The 17,574-nt window shown below is 71.7% G+C and carries 15 protein-coding genes; 11 read left to right on the forward strand and 4 right to left on the reverse strand.

Annotated features, from left to right (window positions below; all coding sequences use genetic code 11):
• Positions 1-66 precede the first annotated feature (66 nt).
• Entirely contained in the window at positions 67-1,122 is a 1,056-nt protein-coding gene (locus P7A99_RS19135) for a DUF2855 family protein (protein WP_277795348.1), read from the forward strand.
• Here the strand turns inward: P7A99_RS19135 and P7A99_RS19140 are convergent.
• Complete coding sequence (locus tag P7A99_RS19140; protein WP_277795349.1) at positions 1,119-1,946, reverse strand: tetratricopeptide repeat protein; 828 nt, start codon at positions 1,944-1,946, stop codon at positions 1,119-1,121. The two genes, P7A99_RS19135 and P7A99_RS19140, sit on opposite strands and share 4 nt — an antisense overlap.
• A gap of 86 nt (positions 1,947-2,032) precedes the next feature.
• Between P7A99_RS19140 and P7A99_RS19145 the strand changes: the two genes are divergently transcribed.
• The 7 genes from P7A99_RS19145 to P7A99_RS19175 all read left to right on the forward strand — a co-directional run bounded on the left by P7A99_RS19145 (position 2,033) and on the right by P7A99_RS19175 (position 10,113).
• Positions 2,033-3,454, forward strand: coding sequence for a leucyl aminopeptidase family protein (locus tag P7A99_RS19145; protein WP_277795350.1), 1,422 nt, complete (start codon positions 2,033-2,035; stop codon positions 3,452-3,454).
• Positions 3,454-4,284, forward strand: coding sequence for a C40 family peptidase (locus P7A99_RS19150; protein WP_277795351.1), 831 nt, complete (start codon positions 3,454-3,456; stop codon positions 4,282-4,284). The genes P7A99_RS19145 and P7A99_RS19150 overlap by 1 nt, the downstream gene beginning before the upstream one ends.
• A gap of 282 nt (positions 4,285-4,566) precedes the next feature.
• Positions 4,567-6,732, forward strand: coding sequence for a TonB-dependent receptor (locus P7A99_RS19155; RefSeq protein WP_277795352.1), 2,166 nt, complete (start codon positions 4,567-4,569; stop codon positions 6,730-6,732).
• 6 nt (positions 6,733-6,738) lie between these two features.
• A complete protein-coding gene (locus P7A99_RS19160) occupies positions 6,739-7,821 on the forward strand; it encodes a PepSY-associated TM helix domain-containing protein (RefSeq protein WP_277795353.1) in 1,083 nt (360 codons plus the stop codon).
• On the forward strand, positions 7,818-8,000 hold the full coding sequence (locus tag P7A99_RS19165) for a hypothetical protein (protein WP_277795354.1): 183 nt from the start codon (positions 7,818-7,820) through the stop codon (positions 7,998-8,000). Before P7A99_RS19160 ends, P7A99_RS19165 begins: the two co-directional genes overlap by 4 nt.
• Before the next feature lie 254 nt (positions 8,001-8,254).
• The gene (locus P7A99_RS19170) at positions 8,255-9,199 is read left to right on the forward strand and encodes a hypothetical protein (RefSeq protein ID WP_277795355.1); all 945 of its coding nucleotides are present in this window, start codon (positions 8,255-8,257) and stop codon (positions 9,197-9,199) included.
• 113 nt (positions 9,200-9,312) lie between these two features.
• Positions 9,313-10,113, forward strand: coding sequence for an energy transducer TonB (locus tag P7A99_RS19175; RefSeq protein WP_277795356.1), 801 nt, complete (start codon positions 9,313-9,315; stop codon positions 10,111-10,113).
• Positions 10,114-10,117: 4 nt separating this feature from the next.
• Here the strand turns inward: P7A99_RS19175 and P7A99_RS19180 are convergent, their stop codons facing one another.
• The gene (locus tag P7A99_RS19180; protein ID WP_277795357.1) at positions 10,118-10,744 is read right to left on the reverse strand and encodes a ribonuclease HII; all 627 of its coding nucleotides are present in this window, start codon (positions 10,742-10,744) and stop codon (positions 10,118-10,120) included.
• Between the two features lie 124 nt (positions 10,745-10,868).
• Here P7A99_RS19180 and P7A99_RS19185 point away from each other — a divergent pair, with 124 nt between their 5' ends.
• Both P7A99_RS19185 and P7A99_RS19190 read left to right on the forward strand, forming a co-directional pair.
• Positions 10,869-11,477, forward strand: coding sequence for a hypothetical protein (locus tag P7A99_RS19185; protein ID WP_277795358.1), 609 nt, complete (start codon positions 10,869-10,871; stop codon positions 11,475-11,477).
• Between the two features lie 100 nt (positions 11,478-11,577).
• Positions 11,578-13,026, forward strand: a complete 1,449-nt coding sequence (locus P7A99_RS19190; protein ID WP_277795359.1) for a serine hydrolase — start codon at positions 11,578-11,580, stop codon at positions 13,024-13,026.
• Between the two features lie 23 nt (positions 13,027-13,049).
• Here the strand turns inward: P7A99_RS19190 and P7A99_RS19195 are convergent, their stop codons facing one another.
• Both P7A99_RS19195 and P7A99_RS19200 read right to left on the reverse strand, forming a co-directional pair.
• A complete protein-coding gene (locus P7A99_RS19195) occupies positions 13,050-16,061 on the reverse strand; it encodes a DUF2339 domain-containing protein (RefSeq protein WP_277795360.1) in 3,012 nt (1,003 codons plus the stop codon).
• 302 nt (positions 16,062-16,363) lie between these two features.
• Positions 16,364-16,957: a DNA-3-methyladenine glycosylase I gene (locus tag P7A99_RS19200; protein ID WP_277795361.1), complete on the reverse strand. Its 594-nt coding sequence runs from the start codon at positions 16,955-16,957 to the stop codon at positions 16,364-16,366.
• 129 nt (positions 16,958-17,086) lie between these two features.
• On the opposite strand from P7A99_RS19200, the gene P7A99_RS19205 reads away from it, so the two are divergent.
• A complete protein-coding gene (locus P7A99_RS19205; protein ID WP_101717240.1) occupies positions 17,087-17,509 on the forward strand; it encodes a hypothetical protein in 423 nt (140 codons plus the stop codon).
• The last annotated feature ends 65 nt before the right edge of the window (positions 17,510-17,574 follow it).

Raw genomic sequence — 17,574 nt, forward strand, 5'->3', positions numbered from 1 at the left:
ATCGTTTGACTTCCCACGCATCCGACCGCCTACTCCCTGCGCGTCCATCGCCAAGGGAGGCCGGCCATGGCTTGGGATTTTCTGGTCGCCAGGTCCGACCTGCGCCAAACGCGTTTCCAGGACGTCGAGCCGCCGTCCCTGAACGAAGGCGAGGTCCGGCTGGCGATCGAAAGCTTCGCCCTGACCGCCAACAACGTCACCTACGCCGCCTTCGGCGAGGCCATGCGCTACTGGGACTTCTTCCCCGCGCCCGAAGGCTGGGGACGGGTTCCGGTCTGGGGTCATGCGCGGGTCGAGGCCTCGGCCCACCCCGAGGTCGAGGTGGGGCGGCGCTTCTACGGCTACCTGCCGATGTCGACGCACCTGACCGTGCAAGCCCGGCCCGGCCGCGCGGGCCTCGTCGACACCGCGCCCCATCGCCAAGGGCTGGCGGCGGCCTACAACCACTATCTGGCCGTGGACGACGACCCGGCCCAGGACGACCACCGCGCCCTGCTGCAACCGCTGTTCATCACCTCGTTCCTGATCGAGGACTTCCTCGACGAGCACGCCGGCTTCGGCGCGGCCTCGGTCATGCTGACCAGCGCCTCGGCCAAGACGGCGATCGGCCTGGCGCATCTGCTGAAGAAGCGCGGGGCGGTGAAGGTGATCGGCCTGACCTCGCCGCGCAGCCGCGCCTTCGTCGAGGGCCTGGGCTTCCACGACCAGGTGCTGGCCTATGACGAACTTGGGGGCGCCGCGATCGCGCGGCCGGCGGTCTCGGTCGACTTCGCCGGCGACGCGGGCGTGCTGAAAAGCCTGCACGAGACCTTCGGCGAAGACCTGGCCTATTCGATGCTGGTCGGCGGCGCCCACTGGGAGGCCGGCGGCGGCCAAAGCGGTCTGCCCGGTCCCCGGCCGGTATTCTTCTTCGCGCCCGACCGCATCGCCAAGCGACGGCAGGACTGGGGTCCTGGCGGCTTCGACCAGCGCTATGGCGAGGCCTGGGCCGGCTTCGTGGCCGACGCTCCGCGTTGGCTGCACGCCCAGCGCTCGCGAGGCCCCGACGCGATCGCGGCGGCCTGGCTGGCCCAGGTCGAAGGCCAGACCCGGCCCGATGTCGGGGTGACGCTGGCGCCCTAGCCGCCGGCCTTGACCGCGCCCCAGGTGCGGGTGCCCGAGCCCTGGCCCAGCGCGGCGCGCAGCCAGGCCAGGTTGTTGTCGACCATCTGCGGCGGCAGGTCCTGGCGGGCCAACTTCTCGGCCTCGTCGACGCGGCCTTGCAGGCCGACGATCAGGGCCAGGTTCTGGCGGATCTGGATCGTCGAGGAGGGCATGGCCACGGCCTTGCGCAGCAGTGTCTCGGCGCCGGCCAGGTCGCCATGGCCGGCCAGGTACATGGCCAGGTTGGCGGCCGGGGCGGCTTCATTGGGCGCGAGCGCCACAGCCTGGCGGTGGGCGACCAGGGCCTCGTCGTCGCGCTTGGACTGCTCCAGCGCCACGCCCAGCAGCGACTGCGGACGCCAGTCGCGCGGCGCGGCCGCGGCGGCGCTCCTGGCCGGCTCGATGGCGAAGAAGCCCTCGCCGCGCGCCAGTTGCACCCGGGCCGACTCCAGCAGGGCCTCTACGTCATTGGGATGCGAGACCAGCACCCGGCCCGAGGTCGCGACCGCATCGTCATAGCGGCCCAGCGAGCGCAGCGCCTGGGACAGGGCCACCCCGGCCTCGGCGTCGCGCGGATCCTTTTCGAACTCGGCGCTCCAGAAGGCGGCCCGGGCCAGCGGATCGAGACGGCGGGCCTCCGCGCGCTCGACGGCGCCGGCCTTGCGCTGAGCGGCCGACTGGGCGACCGGCGCGCCGGCGGCGGTCTTGCCCGCCTTGTCGCCCTTGTCGGCGGCCATGGCCGGAACGCTCAGCAGAAGAATGGGCGTCAGGACGGTTGCGAGCAGGGCGGGCTTGCGACACATGGAAGGCATGTCTCCGGAAGGTCGGCCGAGCATCGCGCGGCCCCCTCAAGGAATCGTTAAGCATAAATTCGCGAAGGCCCCGGCCCATGACCGAACCCCTGATCACCTCGTCCTCGCGCGGCGCGAACGATGGCCCCGTGATCCCGGTGCACGCCCTCTGGGAGGACGAGCTGACGGCCTTCCTCGGCGCGCGGCCCAGCTTCGTGCGCGGCTTCGCCAAGCTGTCGGACTTCTCGGCCAAGGCCGGCCAGGCGGTGGCCGTGCCCACCCCCGAAGGCGCGCTGGACCGCGTGCTTTTCGGCCTGGGACAAAGGGTTGCGAAAGGCGGCAGGGCCGACGCCATGGTCTTCCGCGCCCTGCCGGCCAAGCTGCCGGCCGGCGACTATCGCCTGCATGCCAGCCCTGAAGGCCTGGATCCGGCCCAGATCGCCCTGGCCTTCGCCCTGGGGACCTATCGCTTCGACCGCTTCAAGGCCCGGGGCGCCGACGGGGCGCGACGCCTTGTCGCGCCGGACGGCGTCGACGTCGCCGAGGCCCAGGTGATCGCCCACGCCTGCGCCCTGGCCCGCGACATGGTCAACAGCCCGGCCAACGCCATGGGCCCGCGCCAGATCGAGACCATCGCCCGCGAAATCGCCGAGCAGTTCGGCGCCGACTTCTCGGCCATCGTCGGCGACGAGCTGCTGGAGCAGAACTATCCCGCCGTTCACGCCGTCGGCCGCGCCGCCGTGCCCGAGCGCGCGCCGCGCATGCTCGAGATCCAGTGGGGCGACGAGAACAATCCCGTCGTCGCCATCGTCGGCAAGGGCGTGGTGTTCGACACCGGGGGCCTGGACATCAAGCCCTCGGCCGGCATGCGGCTGATGAAGAAGGACATGGGCGGCGCCGCCCACGCTCTTGCTCTCGCGCGCATGGTCATGGCCGCCAAGCTGCCGGTGCGCCTGGTCGTGCTGGTTCCCGTGGTCGAGAACGCCATCGCCGGCGACGCCATGCGCCCGGGCGACGTGCTCGACAGCCGGGCGGGCCTCACCATCGAGGTCGGCAACACCGACGCCGAAGGCCGCCTGATCCTGGCCGACGCCCTGACCCGCGCGGCCGAACTGTCACCGGCCCTGACCATCGATCTCGCCACCCTGACCGGCGCGGCGCGCATCGCCCTGGGTCCGCAGGTGATCCCCTTCTACACCCCCGACGACGCCCTGGCCGGCGAGATCGAGGCCGGGGCCCGCAAGGCCGCCGACCCCGTCTGGCGCATGCCGCTGTGGGACGGCTATCGCGAAGCGCTGGAAAGCGACGTCGCCGACCTGAAGAACGATCCCGACGGCTGGGCCCAGGCCGGCTCGGTGACGGCCGCCCTGTTCCTGCAACGGTTCGCGCCGACCACCGGCGCGTGGGTCCATCTCGACATCTTCGCCTGGAACCCCAAGGGCGCCCCCGGCCGTCCCAGCGGCGGCGAGGCCCAGGCCATCCGCGGTCTCTACGCGATGCTGAAGGGCCGGTTCGCCTGATGGACCCGCGCCTCACCCTGGCCCGTCCGGACCTGGCCGACACCGCCCTGCAGGGGATCGTCGCCGCCGAGCGCTACGACACCCCCAAGGCCTGGCAGGTCGCGGTCCCGGCCGCCGCCCTGCGCAAGGCCCCGGCAGCCGACGCCGAGCAATGGACCCAGCTGCTGTTCGGCGAGCGCTTTTGCGTGCTCGACGTCAAGGACGGCTTCGCCTGGGGCCAGGGCGCGCGCGACGGCTATGTGGGCTGGGTATCGCAGGCCGATCTCGCCCCGCTGGGCGAGCCGGCCACCCACCAGGTGGCGGTCCTGCGCACCTATGCGTTCGGCGAGCCCAACATCAAGTCGCGTCCCGAGGGGCTCTACTCTCTCGGCGCGCTGGTGACGGTCGAGGCCCGCGAAGGCCGCTTCGCCAAGGGCGCGGGCGCCGGCTGGTTCATCGAGGCCCACCTGGCGCCGATCGGCCTGGCGAGCGCGGTCGACCCAGCCGAGGTCGCCCTCGGCTTCCTGGGCGCGCCCTATCAGTGGGGCGGCCGGGAAAGCCTGGGCCTGGACTGCTCGGGCCTGGTGCAGCAGGCCCTGGCCGCCACGGGCAAGGCCGCCCCGCGCGACACCGACATGCAGTTCGGCTTCTTTCCTGCGATCGACGAGGCCGACCGCCGGCGCGGCGACCTGGTGTTCTGGAAGGGCCACGTGGCGATCCTGCTGGACCGCGACACCATCGTCCACGCCAACGCCCACCACATGGCCGTGGCGGTCGAGCCCCTGGCGCAGGCCATCGCCCGCATCGACGCGGCCGGCGTGGGCCAGCCGACCGGGTGGCGGCGGCCTTAGAAACTCCGTCCTTCCCCGCGAAGGCGGGGACCCAAGCCGAGTCTGCAATCCTATTCGCGGTCGTGCTCAATCCTGAACGTCAGCTTGGATCCCCGCCTGCGCGGGGATGCTCGGTCTAAAGGGAGACGAGGCCCCGGAAACGTCGCCTAGTCGACACTTTCACAGCCGAAACGCGAGTCACGGCAACAGGTTACCGCCAGACTCGCCCATCGAGCGCCACGTTGTTGTCACGACAGCGCTTTGCCTCTATCGCGACGCATTCTCACCTGTCGGAGAAATCCCGTGTCGCCCCGCCTCTCCCTGCTGCTGACCACCGCCCTCCTCGCCCCCCTCGCGGCGAGCCCCGTCCTGGCCCAGGAACCCGCGCCGACCGCGGTCGAGGAAGTGATCGTCACCGGCTCGCAGGTGCGCCTGCCGCCCGCCTATGCCGGCGGCCAGGTCGCCAAGGGCGCCCGCGTGGGCCTGCTCGGCGCGCTGGACACGATGGACACTCCCTTCTCGGTGACCAGCTACACCGAGGAGCTGATCCGCAACCAGCAGGCCCTGGGCATCGGCGACGTGCTGCAGAACGACCCGACCGTGCGGGTCAGCAAGGGCTTCGGCAACTTCCAGGAACTGTACGTCGTGCGCGGCTTCCCCGTGTACTCCGACGACATGACCTATAACGGCCTCTACGGCGTTCTGCCCCGACAGTTCGTGGCCGCCGAGCTGGTCGAGCGCGTGGACGTATTCCGGGGCGCCAACTCGTTCCTGAACGGCGCGGCCCCGGGCGGCAGCGGCGTCGGCGGCGCCTTCAACCTGGCGCCCAAGCGCGCTGGCAGCGTCCCCCTGACCCGCTTCAGCGCCGGCTGGGACGGCGGCGAGCAGCTCTACGCCAAGGCCGACGTCGCCCGCCGCTTCGGCCAGGACAACGCCTATGGCGCGCGTCTGAACCTTGGCCTGCACGGCGGCGAGACGGCCGTCGACGGCGAGAAGCGCGACCTGAAGGTGATCGGCCTGGGCCTGGACCGTCGCGGCGAGCGCGCCCGCTTCTCGGCCGACCTGGGCTGGCAGGACCACCACATCGACGCCCCGCGCCCGACCGTCACCCCGGCCGGCGCCATTCCCAAGGCCCCGTCGGCCGACAAGAACTTCGCCCAGAACTGGACCTACACCGACGAGCGCCAGCTGTTCGGCGCGGCGCGCGGCGAGTTCGACCTGACCGACAACGTCAGCGCCTGGGCCGCGGTCGGCGGCCGCAAGGGCAAGGAAGACAACGTCCTGGCCAACCCGACGGCCCAGCCGGACGGCACGATCAGCGCCTATCGCTTCGACAACGTCCGCAAGGACACCATCCTGTCGGCGGACGTCGGCCTGCGCGCCAAGTTCGCCACCGGCCCGGTCGGCCACAGCGTCGTCGCCTCGATCGCCCAGGTCGACCTGAAGTCGCGCAACGCCTATGCGTTCTCGAACTTCGCCGGCTTCGCCAGCAACCTCTATACGCCCCTGCAGGTCGCCAAGCCGGCGGCCGACTTCTTCATCGGCGGCTCACTGTCGGACCCGAACGTCACCGAGCGCGCCAAGAACCGCAGCGTGGCGATCGCCGACACCCTGTCGTTCCTGGACGAGACGCTGCTGGTCACGGTCGGCGTGCGCTACCAGGAGATCTGGACCCGCACCTATGACTACAACACCGGCGTCGGCGGCGTGGCCTATGACAGCGACGCCACCACCCCGGCAGTGGCCGTGGTCTACAAGCCGAGCGACAAGATCTCGCTCTACGCCAACTACGCCGAGGCCCTGGTTCCCGGGAAGATCGCGCCCACCGTGGTCAACGGCGTCACCGTGGCCAACGGCAACGAGATCCTCTCGCCGTTCCGCGCCGAACAGGCCGAGGCGGGCGTGAAGTACGACAGCGGCTCGTTCGGCGGCGCCCTGAGCGTCTTCCGCACGACCAAGCCCAGCGAGTACTTCAACGCCACCAACCGCATCTACGGCGCCGACGGCGAACAGGAGAACAAGGGCGTCGAGCTGACGGCCTATGGCGAGCTCACGCACGGCTTGCGCCTGATCGGCGGCGCCACCTGGATGGACACCAAGATCAACCGCGCCCAGACCGCCGCGCTGGAAGGCAAGTCGGCGATCGGCGTGCCGGAGTTCCAGGCCAACCTCAACGTCGAGTACGACGTCGCCGCGCTCGAAGGCCTGACGCTCGACGGTCGCGTGGTCTACACCGGCTCGCAGGCCGCCAACGAGGCCAACACGGTGGAGCTGGGTTCGTGGACCCGCTTCGACATCGGCGCGCGCTATGCCTTCGAGGCCGGCGATCGTCCGGTCACCCTGCGCGCCCGCATCGAGAACCTGGCCGACAAGAACCAGTGGGTGGCGGTCGGCGGCTATCCGGGCGCCAACTACCTGACGCTGGGCGCCCCGCGCACCCTGCGCCTGTCGGTCACCACGGACTTCTAAGGCCCCATGAAGTCGTCGACGCTCCGCGCCTGGTCGTGGGTCCACAAGTGGTCGAGCCTGGTCTCGACCCTGTTCCTGCTGATGCTGTGCGTCACCGGCCTGCCGCTCGTGTTCACCCACGAGATCGAGGAGGTGGCGATGCATCAGGCCTGGACGCCGGCCCATCCGGACGGCCCCAAGCTGAGCCTCGACCAGGTGCTGGAGACGGCGCTGGCCCGCAAGCCGGGCGAGGTCGCCGCCTTCATGAGCTTCGACGTGGAACGGCCGGTGGTGAACGTCACCACCGTCCAGCCGGGCAAGTCTGGCTACAGCTTCCAGCCGATCGACCAGACCAGCGGCGACGCCGCCCCTTCGGTGGCGGGTCATCCGGTCATGGAGTTCCTGCTCCAGCTGCACACCGACATGTTCCTGGGCCTGGCGGGGATGCTGTTCCTGGGGGCCATGGGCCTGCTGCTGGTGGCCGCCCTGGTCTCTGGCGTCGTCCTCTATGCGCCGTTCATGCGCAAGCTGCCGTTCGGCACGGTGCGCGCCCGCAAGGCCGCCCGCACCCGCTGGCTCGACTATCACAACCTGCTGGGCGCGGTGACCCTGGCCTGGGTGCTGGTCGTGGGCGTCACCGGCGTCGTCAACACCCTTGCCACGCCGATCATCGCCTACTGGAAGGACACGGCGCTGAAGGAGCTGACCCAGGCCTATGACAAGCCCGCCCCGGCCGGTGAGCGCAGCTCGCTGGCCGCCGCGGTCGAGCGGGCCAAGCTGGCCCTGCCGGGCAAGCAGCTGCAGTTCGTGGCCTTCCCCGGCAGCAGCTATTCGACCGACCACCACTATGCGGTGTTCTTCCACGGCGACACGCCGCTGACCGCGCACCTGACCACCCCGGCCCTGATTGACGCCCGCACCGGCCAGCTGTCGGCCGTGGCGCCCACGCCCTGGTACGTGAAGACCCTGTCGCTGTCGCAGCCGCTGCACTTCGGCGACTACGGCGGCCTGCCGCTGAAGATCCTGTGGGCGCTGCTCGACATCGCCACCATCGTGATCCTGGGTTCGGGCGTCTATCTGTGGCTGGTCAAGCGGGGGAGCGCGCGATGAGCCGTCCGCACCTGAGCCTTTGGCAGGTCTTCCGCATCCCGGCCGTGGTGGCCGTGCTCAGCCTGTTCGGCCTGGTGGCGGCCCTGCTCGACGACGGCGCCTGGGACTGGATCGGCGCGGCGGCGCTGGGCGTGTCGGTCGCGGTGACGGTCTGGGCGCTGGCCGCGCGGCGGCGCTAGGCGATCGGCGCGTTTCCCCGGGACGGAGTCCCAAGGAGCGGGCCGCGCGCCCCCGCACGCTTCCCGCTCCCCCGTTGCACCCAGCCCCCCAGCCGGATCGCGAACGGTCCGCGCGCCGCGCTCCCCCGAGGCGGCCCGCAATCGGACGGCGCGGACTGTAGGCGGCGGGCGCGCTGGAAAAATACCGGTCTCGCTACCCATTCTGTGCGGCCGCGGGTCTTGCGCCCGATCCGCCGGCTTGCTCTCATCGATCGATGCTCGAGCCGCCGGCCACATCCCGTCCTCCCGCGCCCCCGTCGGCGCAACGGCTCGGCGAGGAGCTTCGCGCCTCCCTGGCCTATGTGCGCGACACCATCGAGATCACCCGAGGCGAGCGCGACCTGCTCGACGCCTGGATCCTGACCGCCGCCCTCGACGCCAACATGGCCCCGGTGACGCGCGATCCGGCGCTGATGGACGCCTACGGACGCGCGGCGGAATCGACGCCCGACGACCTACGGCGTCCGGTCAGCGTCAACGCCGTCGCCCAGTCGCTGCGACTGCCGTTCGAGACCGTGCGTCGGCGGGTGCTGCGTCTGGCCCGCGAGGGCCACTGCGTGGTCGGACCGCACGGCGTGGTGGTGCCCAACAGCGCAGTGACTACCGATCTCTACCTGGCCGAGATGCAGGGCCGACAAGCCCGCGCCCGCCGCTTCCATCAGCAATTGAAGACGATCGGAGCCCTCCCCGCCGAACCCGCCTCGGCCCCAGCCTCCGGAGAGGAGCCGCCGCTGCGGGCCGTGAACTGGGCGCTGTCGGAATACGTGCTTCGGGCCTGCAACGACCTGATCGCCCTGACCGACAACCTGGTGGCCAGCCGGGTGCTGCTGGAACTGGCGGTCAGCAACATCGAGACCCTGCCGGCCGAGGACCTTCCCGGCTGGGCCGCTGACCCGGCCGGCGTCGGCCGCCCGGCGCGGACGGCGGCCCTGGCCCGCTCGCTGCGTGTGCCGGCCGAGACCGTCCGCCGCCACCTCAACGGCCTGGAGGCGCAAGGCTATGGCCTGCGCCGCGCCGACGGCTGGGTCGCGACCGCCCCGGCCGACGCCCTGCCCCGGCTCTCGGCCATGGCGCAGGCCAACCGCGCCAACCTCAAGCGGCTGTTCTCGCGCCTGCGCACGCTCGGCGCCCTGGCGGCTTGGGAGGGCGCCCCCGCCTGACGCCGATGCGTTTCCGATCCGCCGGCGCGATCTTTCCGCTCGAAGCTCACCCTTCGATTGTCCACCGCGCATCCGGCTGCTAGGCCGGGCGCCGGTATGGAGGGGGAATTTTGATGATCCAGCGGATCGCCACGGCGCTGGCCGTGATGGCTCTGGCATGCGCGAGCGGCGCGGCGGCGCAGCAGACGACGCCGGCCAAGGACGTGTCCGGCCGGTGGGCCAAGACCCCGTCCGGCGGCGACATGGCCGCCGCCTACCCCGACCGGGCCATGCGCGAGGGCGTCGGCGGCAAGGCGACGCTGAGCTGCAAGGTCACGACCGACGGGCTGCTGGCCGAATGCGTCGTCGCCTCGTCCTCCCCGGACGGCTACGGCTTCGACCAGGCCGCCATGCAGCTCAGCCAAGGCTTCCAGATGCAGACGCCAGTCCCGGCCCGCTATGCCGAGCCCGACGCGCGGGCGACCATTCCGATCGTCTTCCAGGCGCCGCCCGGGCCGAGCATGACCCGCGGCGTGCTGAAGGGCTTCGGCGACGGTACGGTCGTCCTGACGCCGCTGAAGGACGGCGAGACCCCCAAGGGCCCGGTCGCGCGCTGCGGCGAGGCCCGTTGCAGCGTCGGCATGGTGGTCTGGGCCGAGCGTCCGGCCGGCCCGGACGCCGTGGCCATTCTCGACCGCGCCGAACGCACGGACGGCCTGACCCTCGCCGACTGCGATATCGCCGGGGACGGACGCCTGACGACCTGCAACTATCGCGGCGTCGATGACCCCAAGGCCAAGGCCGCCGCCGCCGAAGCGGTGTCGCACATGCGGGCGGCGGCGCAGACCAGGGAAGGCCTCCCCACGGCGGGCGCCCATGTGCAGATCCCGTTCCAGTGGGACTGGCTGATCGCCGGCATGAAGCCCGCGGACTGAGGCCTCAGGCCTCTTCCCCAGCGACGCTCGCGAGCGCCAGCTTCACCGGGGCCCAGCCCAGGCGATGGATCGGCGAAGGGCCGAGCCTCTTCAGGCCCTCGACATGGATAGGGGCGTGATAGCCCTTGTGGCCGGCGAAGCCGTAGCCGGGATAGACCGCGTCCATCTCGACCATGATGCGGTCGCGGGCTTCCTTGGCCAGGATCGAGGCCGCGGCGATCGAGCAAGACAGGCTGTCGCCCTTGATCACCGTCTTGACCTCGCACGGCAGGACGAAGCGGTAGTTGCCGTCGACCAGGGCGAAGCTCGGCCTGACCGAAAGCCCCTCGACCGCGCGCCGCATGGCCAGGCCGGCGGCGTGCAGGATGTTGAGCTCCGCGATCTCCTCGACGCTGGCCATGCCCACGCACCAGGCGACAGCCATGTCCTTGATCTCGTCCTCCAGGGCCGCGCGGGCCTTGGCCGATAGCTTCTTGGAGTCGTTGAGCCCCTTGGGCATCCGCGCCGGATCGAGGATCACCGCGGCGGCGCTGACCGGCCCGGCCCACGGCCCGCGGCCGGCCTCGTCGACCCCGCAGACCGGCCCCGGTCCGCAGGCGGCTTCCAGCATCATGTCGGGTCCGGTCGGCATGAGGCCTTCCTAGGCGGGTTCGGGGGCGAAGGGAACGGGGAAGGAAACGCCCGTCACGATCTCGACTTAAAGTCGAATTTCAAGGGATGTAACGCGATGATGGCGTTTGGGGGGAACGATGACGATGCGGATGACGATGGCGGTCCTGGCCGTGGCGACGGCGACCCTGTGGGCGCAATCGGCGACGGCCCAGACAGTCGCGGCCTCGCCGGGCGACTGCCTGTGGAACAGCCTGTCCGAGACCGACCGGACCGAGGTGCTGACCGCCTACGATCGCAACATGAACTCGGCGACCAAGGCCTTGGCCGCCCACGACAAGGCCGTGCAGGCCGCGGCAGCGGCCTGTGTGGGCAAGGAAGGCGCGCCGCCGATCTGGATCCAGTACGCGACCAGCTCGGCCATGATCCGCGCCGCCTCGGCCAGACGGCTGGCGCCCAAGGGTCTCACGCCCGAGAATCTGCGGGCCATCTGGAACGCGGCCGATCCCGCGGTCCGCACCTGCTTCAGGGCCAATGCCGCGCGCGTCTACGGTCCGATGGCCGACAAGCTGATGAAGGGCGAGACCTGCCCGGACAAGTCGATCGCCGAGCGCGTCGTGACGGCGGCTCGCATCGACATGACCGATCGTCCGAACGCGGCCCAGGCGCTGATCCATTTCAACGCCATCGCCCAGGCCGATCTTGCCGAGGGCCTGCTGGCGGCCTTCGTTCGCTACAGCTCGCCGGCCTCCTGAGCCGGCGAGCGCCCGCATGACCGAAGATTAACTGGCCCCCCGCGCGCCTGCCTGATCCCCTGCCCGCCGGGGCGGGGACGGCTCCAGGGGTAATCGCATCATGAACCGCCGCGCCTTGCTGGCGGCCGGACTGGCCTGTCCGGCGCTCGCCGCTTCCACCTTCGTCGCCTCGCCCGTGGCCCTGGCCGCCGGCGCCGATCCGGCCGACCGCGCCGACGCCCTTGTCCGGCGGTTCATGGCCGACCGCCACGTGCCCGGCGCCCAGGTGGTGGTGGTCAAGGACGGGGCGATCGTCTTCTCTCGCGTCTATGGCGTGGCCGACCTGGCCAGCGGAGCCAAGGCGACGCCGACCACCACCTTCCCGATCAACTCGATCACCAAGGCCTTCACCGGCGTCGCGGCCATGCGCGAGGTCGAGGCCGGGCGCCTGGATCTCGACAAGCCGATCGGCGCCTATGTGCCGGACCTGCCCGAGGCCTGGCGTTCGGTCCAGATCCGCCGCCTGCTCAGTCACACCTCGGGCCTGCCAGATTTCGTGCCGCGCCAGAAGGACGGCGCGGTCGAGGAGGCCGTCGCCTGGAACGAGGCGCTCGCCGCGCCTGTGCTGTTCACGCCCGGCCAGCGCTTCCACTACTGCCAGACCAACTACGCCCTGGTTCAGATGGCGATCGACCGCGGACGCGGCCTGCCGGTGACCACGCCCCTGGGCGGCGAGCAATTCGCCATCGCCGGCATGAAGAGCTCGCGCTACGGCGACAGCCGCGATCCCGGCCCCTCGCGCGCCACCTCCTACGGCTATCGCCGGGAAACGCCCGACCAGCCGAGCGTGCGCAAGGAAGTGTTCTCGCCCCTGGCCCGCGCCGCCGCCGGCCTCGACAGCACCGGCGACGACATGGGCCGCTGGATGATCGCCCTGATGGACGGCCGCCTGCTGGGCCCCGCCGCCCGCAAGACCATGTGGACCCAGGACGCCTACGCCGACGGCAAGCTGGGGCAATGGGGCATGGGCTGGCTGGTGCTGGAGAGGTCCGATCGCCTGGTGGTCGGCATGACCGGCGGCAGCCGCAACGCCGTCTACCTCTATCCGGACGACAGGGTCGGCGTGGCCATCCTCAGCAACCTGGCCGGCGCCACGCCCGAGGACGCCATCGACGAGATCGCCCAGCTCTTCGTTCCCGGCATGAAGCTGACCGGGGTCGCGGCCCTGCGCGCGGCCCTGGCCGGCCAGCCCAAGACCGCCTTCGCCAGGGTGATCGCCAGGCAGCGCAAGGACCCTGCCTTCAAGCCGGCCGAGCACGAACTGAACGACTGGGGCTATCGCCTGCTGGCCTTCGGCGAGCCGGCCAAGGCCCTGGCGGTGCTGGCCCTGACCGCCGAACTGTTCCCGAGCAGCGGCAACGCCCAGGACAGCCTGGCCGAGGCCTATGCCGTCAACGGCGACAAGGCCGCCGCCATCGTCCACTACCGCCGCTCGCTGGCGCTCGATCCGGGCAACACCAATGCGGTCAACCGGCTGAAGGGCCTGGAGGCGCCGACGCCCGAAAGCTGACGGCCCCCCCCCCCGGGGGCCGCTCAACCGGCCTCGGGCGTCTCCGAGGTCTTGGCGCCTCGCGCATTCAGGCGGCGCACCAGCACCGCCCCGCCCAGCAGCAGGGCCCCGACCGCCAGGAACGAGGCGGCGCGGACCACGCCCTCCAGTCGCGCCAGGTCGACCAGCAGCACCTTGGCCGCGGTCAGCAGCAGAACGGCCAGGCCCGCCCAGCGCAGCACCGCGTCCTTGCGGGCCGAACCCAGGCTCAAGACCACTAGGCCGAAGGCGGCCCAGACAGCCGAGAAGGTCCAGGTTTCCAACCCGCCGGCGTCGATCGACGCGCCCATGGCCGCGCCGTGGAAACCGTAGCGGACGACCAGGCTGACCAGCACGAACAGCACGCCGACGGCGCTGGCCCGAGCCGTGGTTCCGAACGGTCCACCCTGGCGGCTCAGCTCGAGCAGCAGGGCCGCGCCCGCCCCGTACGCCAGGGCCAGCAGCAGGGCGGCAGTCAGGGAGGCCAGCGGGGCCTGGCCTGGTCCCCACCAGGGATTGGCCAGCAGCCCGAAGACCAGGGCGGCGAAGACCACGGCGATCCACCCGATCGTGGGCGCGGCGCGCGCCAGCCAGCTGGCGGCGGGCCGGGCGGCCAGGCGAGGGTCGAAGAAGCCGCGCGCGGCCGCCAGAGCCAGCACCGCATAGCCCGCGACCTCGCCCCGCCCGATCGCGGCGTCGTGCATGGCCCGGCCATGGATCCCGTGGCGCAGGGCCATGACCGCCCACAACAGGCCAAAGGCGGCGGCCCCGACCACCCAGCCGCGCCCGGCGGCGTCTACCGGCCTACGCCAGGCCGCGACGGCCAGCAGCAGGGCCGGCGCCAGGTAGGACAGCAGCAGGGTGTTGAGCAGCGCCGGTCCGGCCGGAACCTCGCCCATGCCCCACCAGGGGTTGGCGACCAACCCCTGCAGCAGCAGGCCGTGGGCCACGCCCGCGCCGACCACCAGCAGGGTGCGCCAGCGGGCCAGCGGGCCGTCGCCCGGCCCCTGACGCAGCACCAGCACCAGGCCGGCGGCCAGCAGGATCAGGGTGCGCAGCGAAGACTCCAGCAGGAACGTCGCGGCGGCGCCGGGCTTGCCGACCACCACCACATGCAGGCCGATAAACAGGCCCAGCAGCAGGACCATCAGGGCCGACGCCCCTTGCGCCTCGGCCTCGTTGCGGCGTCCGGCGGTCTTCAGCAGCCAGGCGGCGGCGAAGGCGATCGCGGCGGCGCCGCCCGACACGGCCGCCATCAGCGGCAACGGCAGGCGCCCATCCAGCGCAAGGCCGATGAAGGCCGGGCGCAGCATGACGACCAGGGCCAGCAGGCCGGCGACGACGCTGGCCTCGGCCAGGCCCCGCCAGGACAGGCGACGGGCGGCGAAGGCCAGGGCCAGGGCGGCGACGGCGAAGGCGGCCGGCTCGAACCTCGGCTGGACGGCGCCGTGAACGGCCAGGAAGACCATCTCGACGGCCGCGCCCAGCCACAGCGCCAGGCCAAGGTCGCGCGACGGCGCCTCGGACCGGCGAGCGATCAGGACCGAAAGGCCCAGCAGGCCCGCGCCCAGCAGGGCGGCCGGACTCCAGGCATAGCCGAAGCGGGCCTCGTCGAGCAGCACCCAGGCCAGGCTGGCGGCGGCGGCTGTCGTGATCCCGGCGATGGCCAGCAGCTCGGTCCGCTGGCGCCCGGGCAGCCGCAGCGCCGCCGGCAGGGCTGTCAGCGGCGCCAGCGCCAGCAGCAGGTGCAGCCACGGTGGCCGGGCGGCGATCCCGACGTCGTCGCCTTCAAATAGCAGGCAGGCCATCGCGGCGAAGGCCGTGACGATGGCCGGGACAGCGAACAGGCCGGGCTGCGCCACGCGCGTGGCGATCGCCAGGGCGGTCAAGCCCAGCAGGACTGCGCTCAGCACGCCCGCGGCGGCCCCGGCGGGGCTCGGCGGCGCGAACCAGACCGCGAGGGCCAGCACGCAGGCGCCGAGCAGAGCGGTCATCGCCGCCTGGCGCAGGCGCAGCACCTCGGCTTGCGTCTCGTCCGTCCGGCGGCGGCGCCACAGCGCGGCCAGCGGCCCGCCGGCGGCCAGGACGACCAGGAAGGCGGCGGCTTCGTACTGCCTGTCGGCCAGGGGCGGCAGGCTCAGCACCGCCAGGCCGGCGGCGGCGGCCAGGCTGGTCCAGCCCCAGCGGCGACCGGCCGCCAGCACGAAGCCGGTGGCGCCGATCAGGATGGCGTAGGCCTCGAAGACGATCGGCGACCAGGACGAGATGCCGGTGACGATCGGGGTGGCGGCGGCGCCGACCATGGCCACCAGGGCCAGCGGCTCGCCATGGCGCAGCGACAGGGCCAGCAGGCCCAGCGACACGGCGGCGGCCAGGCTCGCCGCCAGCCAGAACGGGATCAGGTGATAGAGGCCATGGGCCGCGCAGACCGCACCGTACAGGGTGACCGCCCCGGCCCCGGCGGCGATGGCGGCGGCCAGCAGGTGGCGGCTCATCTCGGTCTTGCGGCGCAGGATCCACTCGCTGGCCAGCACCATCAGCGCGCCCAGCACCACCGCCGCGGCGATCCGCAGCGGCGGGGTGAAGATCCCCTTCTGGGCGGCGTAGGCCACCAGCAGCAGGCCGCCCAAAGCCAGGCCTCCGCCGCCGATCCAGGCCAGGCCGTTCTCGGCCAGCCAGGTGGAGGCGGTCTCACGGGTTATCAGCGGCCGCTCGACACGGATCGGACGCGGGGCGGGCGCCGGAATGGGGCTGGGATTGTAGATCGGCTCGACAGACGGCGGCGGCGCGCGCGGCGGCTCGACGGCCTTGGGCTCGATCGTCCAGGGCGAAGGCTGCGGCGCTTGCGGGGTCGGCGCGGCGGCTTCACGCGGCGCGGAAGGCCCGGACGCCTCCAGGGAGGCCTTCAGGCGCTCCAGTTCGACCAGGGCCTTGCCCAGCTGACGCTTGACCAGGTCGAGCGACTGGTGCTGCACCGCGATCCACACCGTCAGGCCGACGATGAACACCCATTCCATGCCGCGACACGCCCCCGATACGCCCCCGATACGCCAACGTCTCGGCTCTAGCACGGAACGGTTGAGCCCGCCCAGATGCAGCGCCGGGGGCGCCGTCCACGGGTGCGTACCCTATGCCTTAGCTACGAAGGTCGTCATCCCGGCCGGAGGCTCGCATAGCGGGCCGCAGAGCCGGGACCTAGGGGCCACCGGCAGTGCGCCCGCCCCTGGGTCCCGGATAAGCGCTTCGCGCTTTCCGGGATGACGATCGATTTACCGTTGATTTTAAAGACTTTCCTCTCGAGGAGTTTGAGTCTTCCCCCCTAGTGGCGATGCCCCAGCGCCTTGCACTCGTCGTGGCGGAAGCAGGTGACGAAGTGGTCGTTGACCATGCCGACCGCCTGCATGAAGGCGTAGACGATCACCGGGCCGCAGAACTTGTACCCCTTGGCCTTCAGGGCCTTGGCCATGTCGACCGCCAGCGGCGTCTGGGCCGGGACGTCGCCCATGCCGGTGAAGGCGTTCTGGATTGGGGCGTCGCCGACGATATCCCACAGGAAGCGTGAGAAGTCCTCGCCGCGCTCGCGCATGTCGAGATAGATCCGCGCGCCGTTGATGGCCGCGTCGATCTTGGCGTTGGAGCGGATGATGCCGGCGTCGGCCATCAGCCGGGCGCGGTCGGCCTCGCCGAACCGGGCCACGACCTCGGGGTCGAAATCGGCGAAGGCGGCGCGGAAGGCCTCGCGCTTGCGCAGGATGGTGATCCACGACAGCCCGGCCTGGAAACCGTCGAGCACCAGCTTCTCCCACAGGGCGCGGCTGTCCCACTCGGGCACGCCCCACTCGGTGTCGTGGTAGGCCTCGTACAGCGGGTCGCCGTTCATGCCCCGCCAGGTGCAGCGATGGATCTCTGTCATGCGGCGACGCTAGCAGAACCCGCGCCGATGACCAGAACTTTTCATGAACATGATCAGGCCGACGACGGAAACGCCGGTCTCGCGCGTTTGGCTTGCCAGAGGGACGCAAACGACAAGGAGAAGCCGCAGATGCGAGCTTTCCGAACCCTGGCCGTGCTCGCCCTGGCGACAGCGGCCATGACCGCCACGCCGGTTCTCGCCCAGCACCGCGACAGGGACAACAACCCGCCCGGTCCGCGCGGCGGTCCCGGCACCAACTGGGAGAACCCGCCCGGCTGGCGCGGCGGCCCCGGCGCCTCGCCCGACCGCCGCTTCTATCGCTGGAAAGGCCAGAAGGTCCGTTTCGACTACCGCAACGGCTACTACTACAACCCGCGCTGGGGCTACTGGCACCCGACCCACGGCTGGTGGAACCAGGCCCGCCGCTGCTGGCTCGACCGCGACGACAATCCGCCCGGTCCGCGCGGCGGTCCCGGCACCAACTGGGAAAACCCGCCCGGCTGGCGCGGCGGTCCCGGCGCCTCGCCCGACCGCTACGGGCGCTGCCGCTAAGGCATTCGACGGGCGTCCCGATCCCCGGGGCGCCCGTTGCTACTCCGCCGCGTGACGATTGCTCG

Source organism: Caulobacter endophyticus, assembly GCF_029543245.1.
In the GTDB taxonomy this organism is placed as follows: domain Bacteria; phylum Pseudomonadota; class Alphaproteobacteria; order Caulobacterales; family Caulobacteraceae; genus Caulobacter; species Caulobacter endophyticus_A.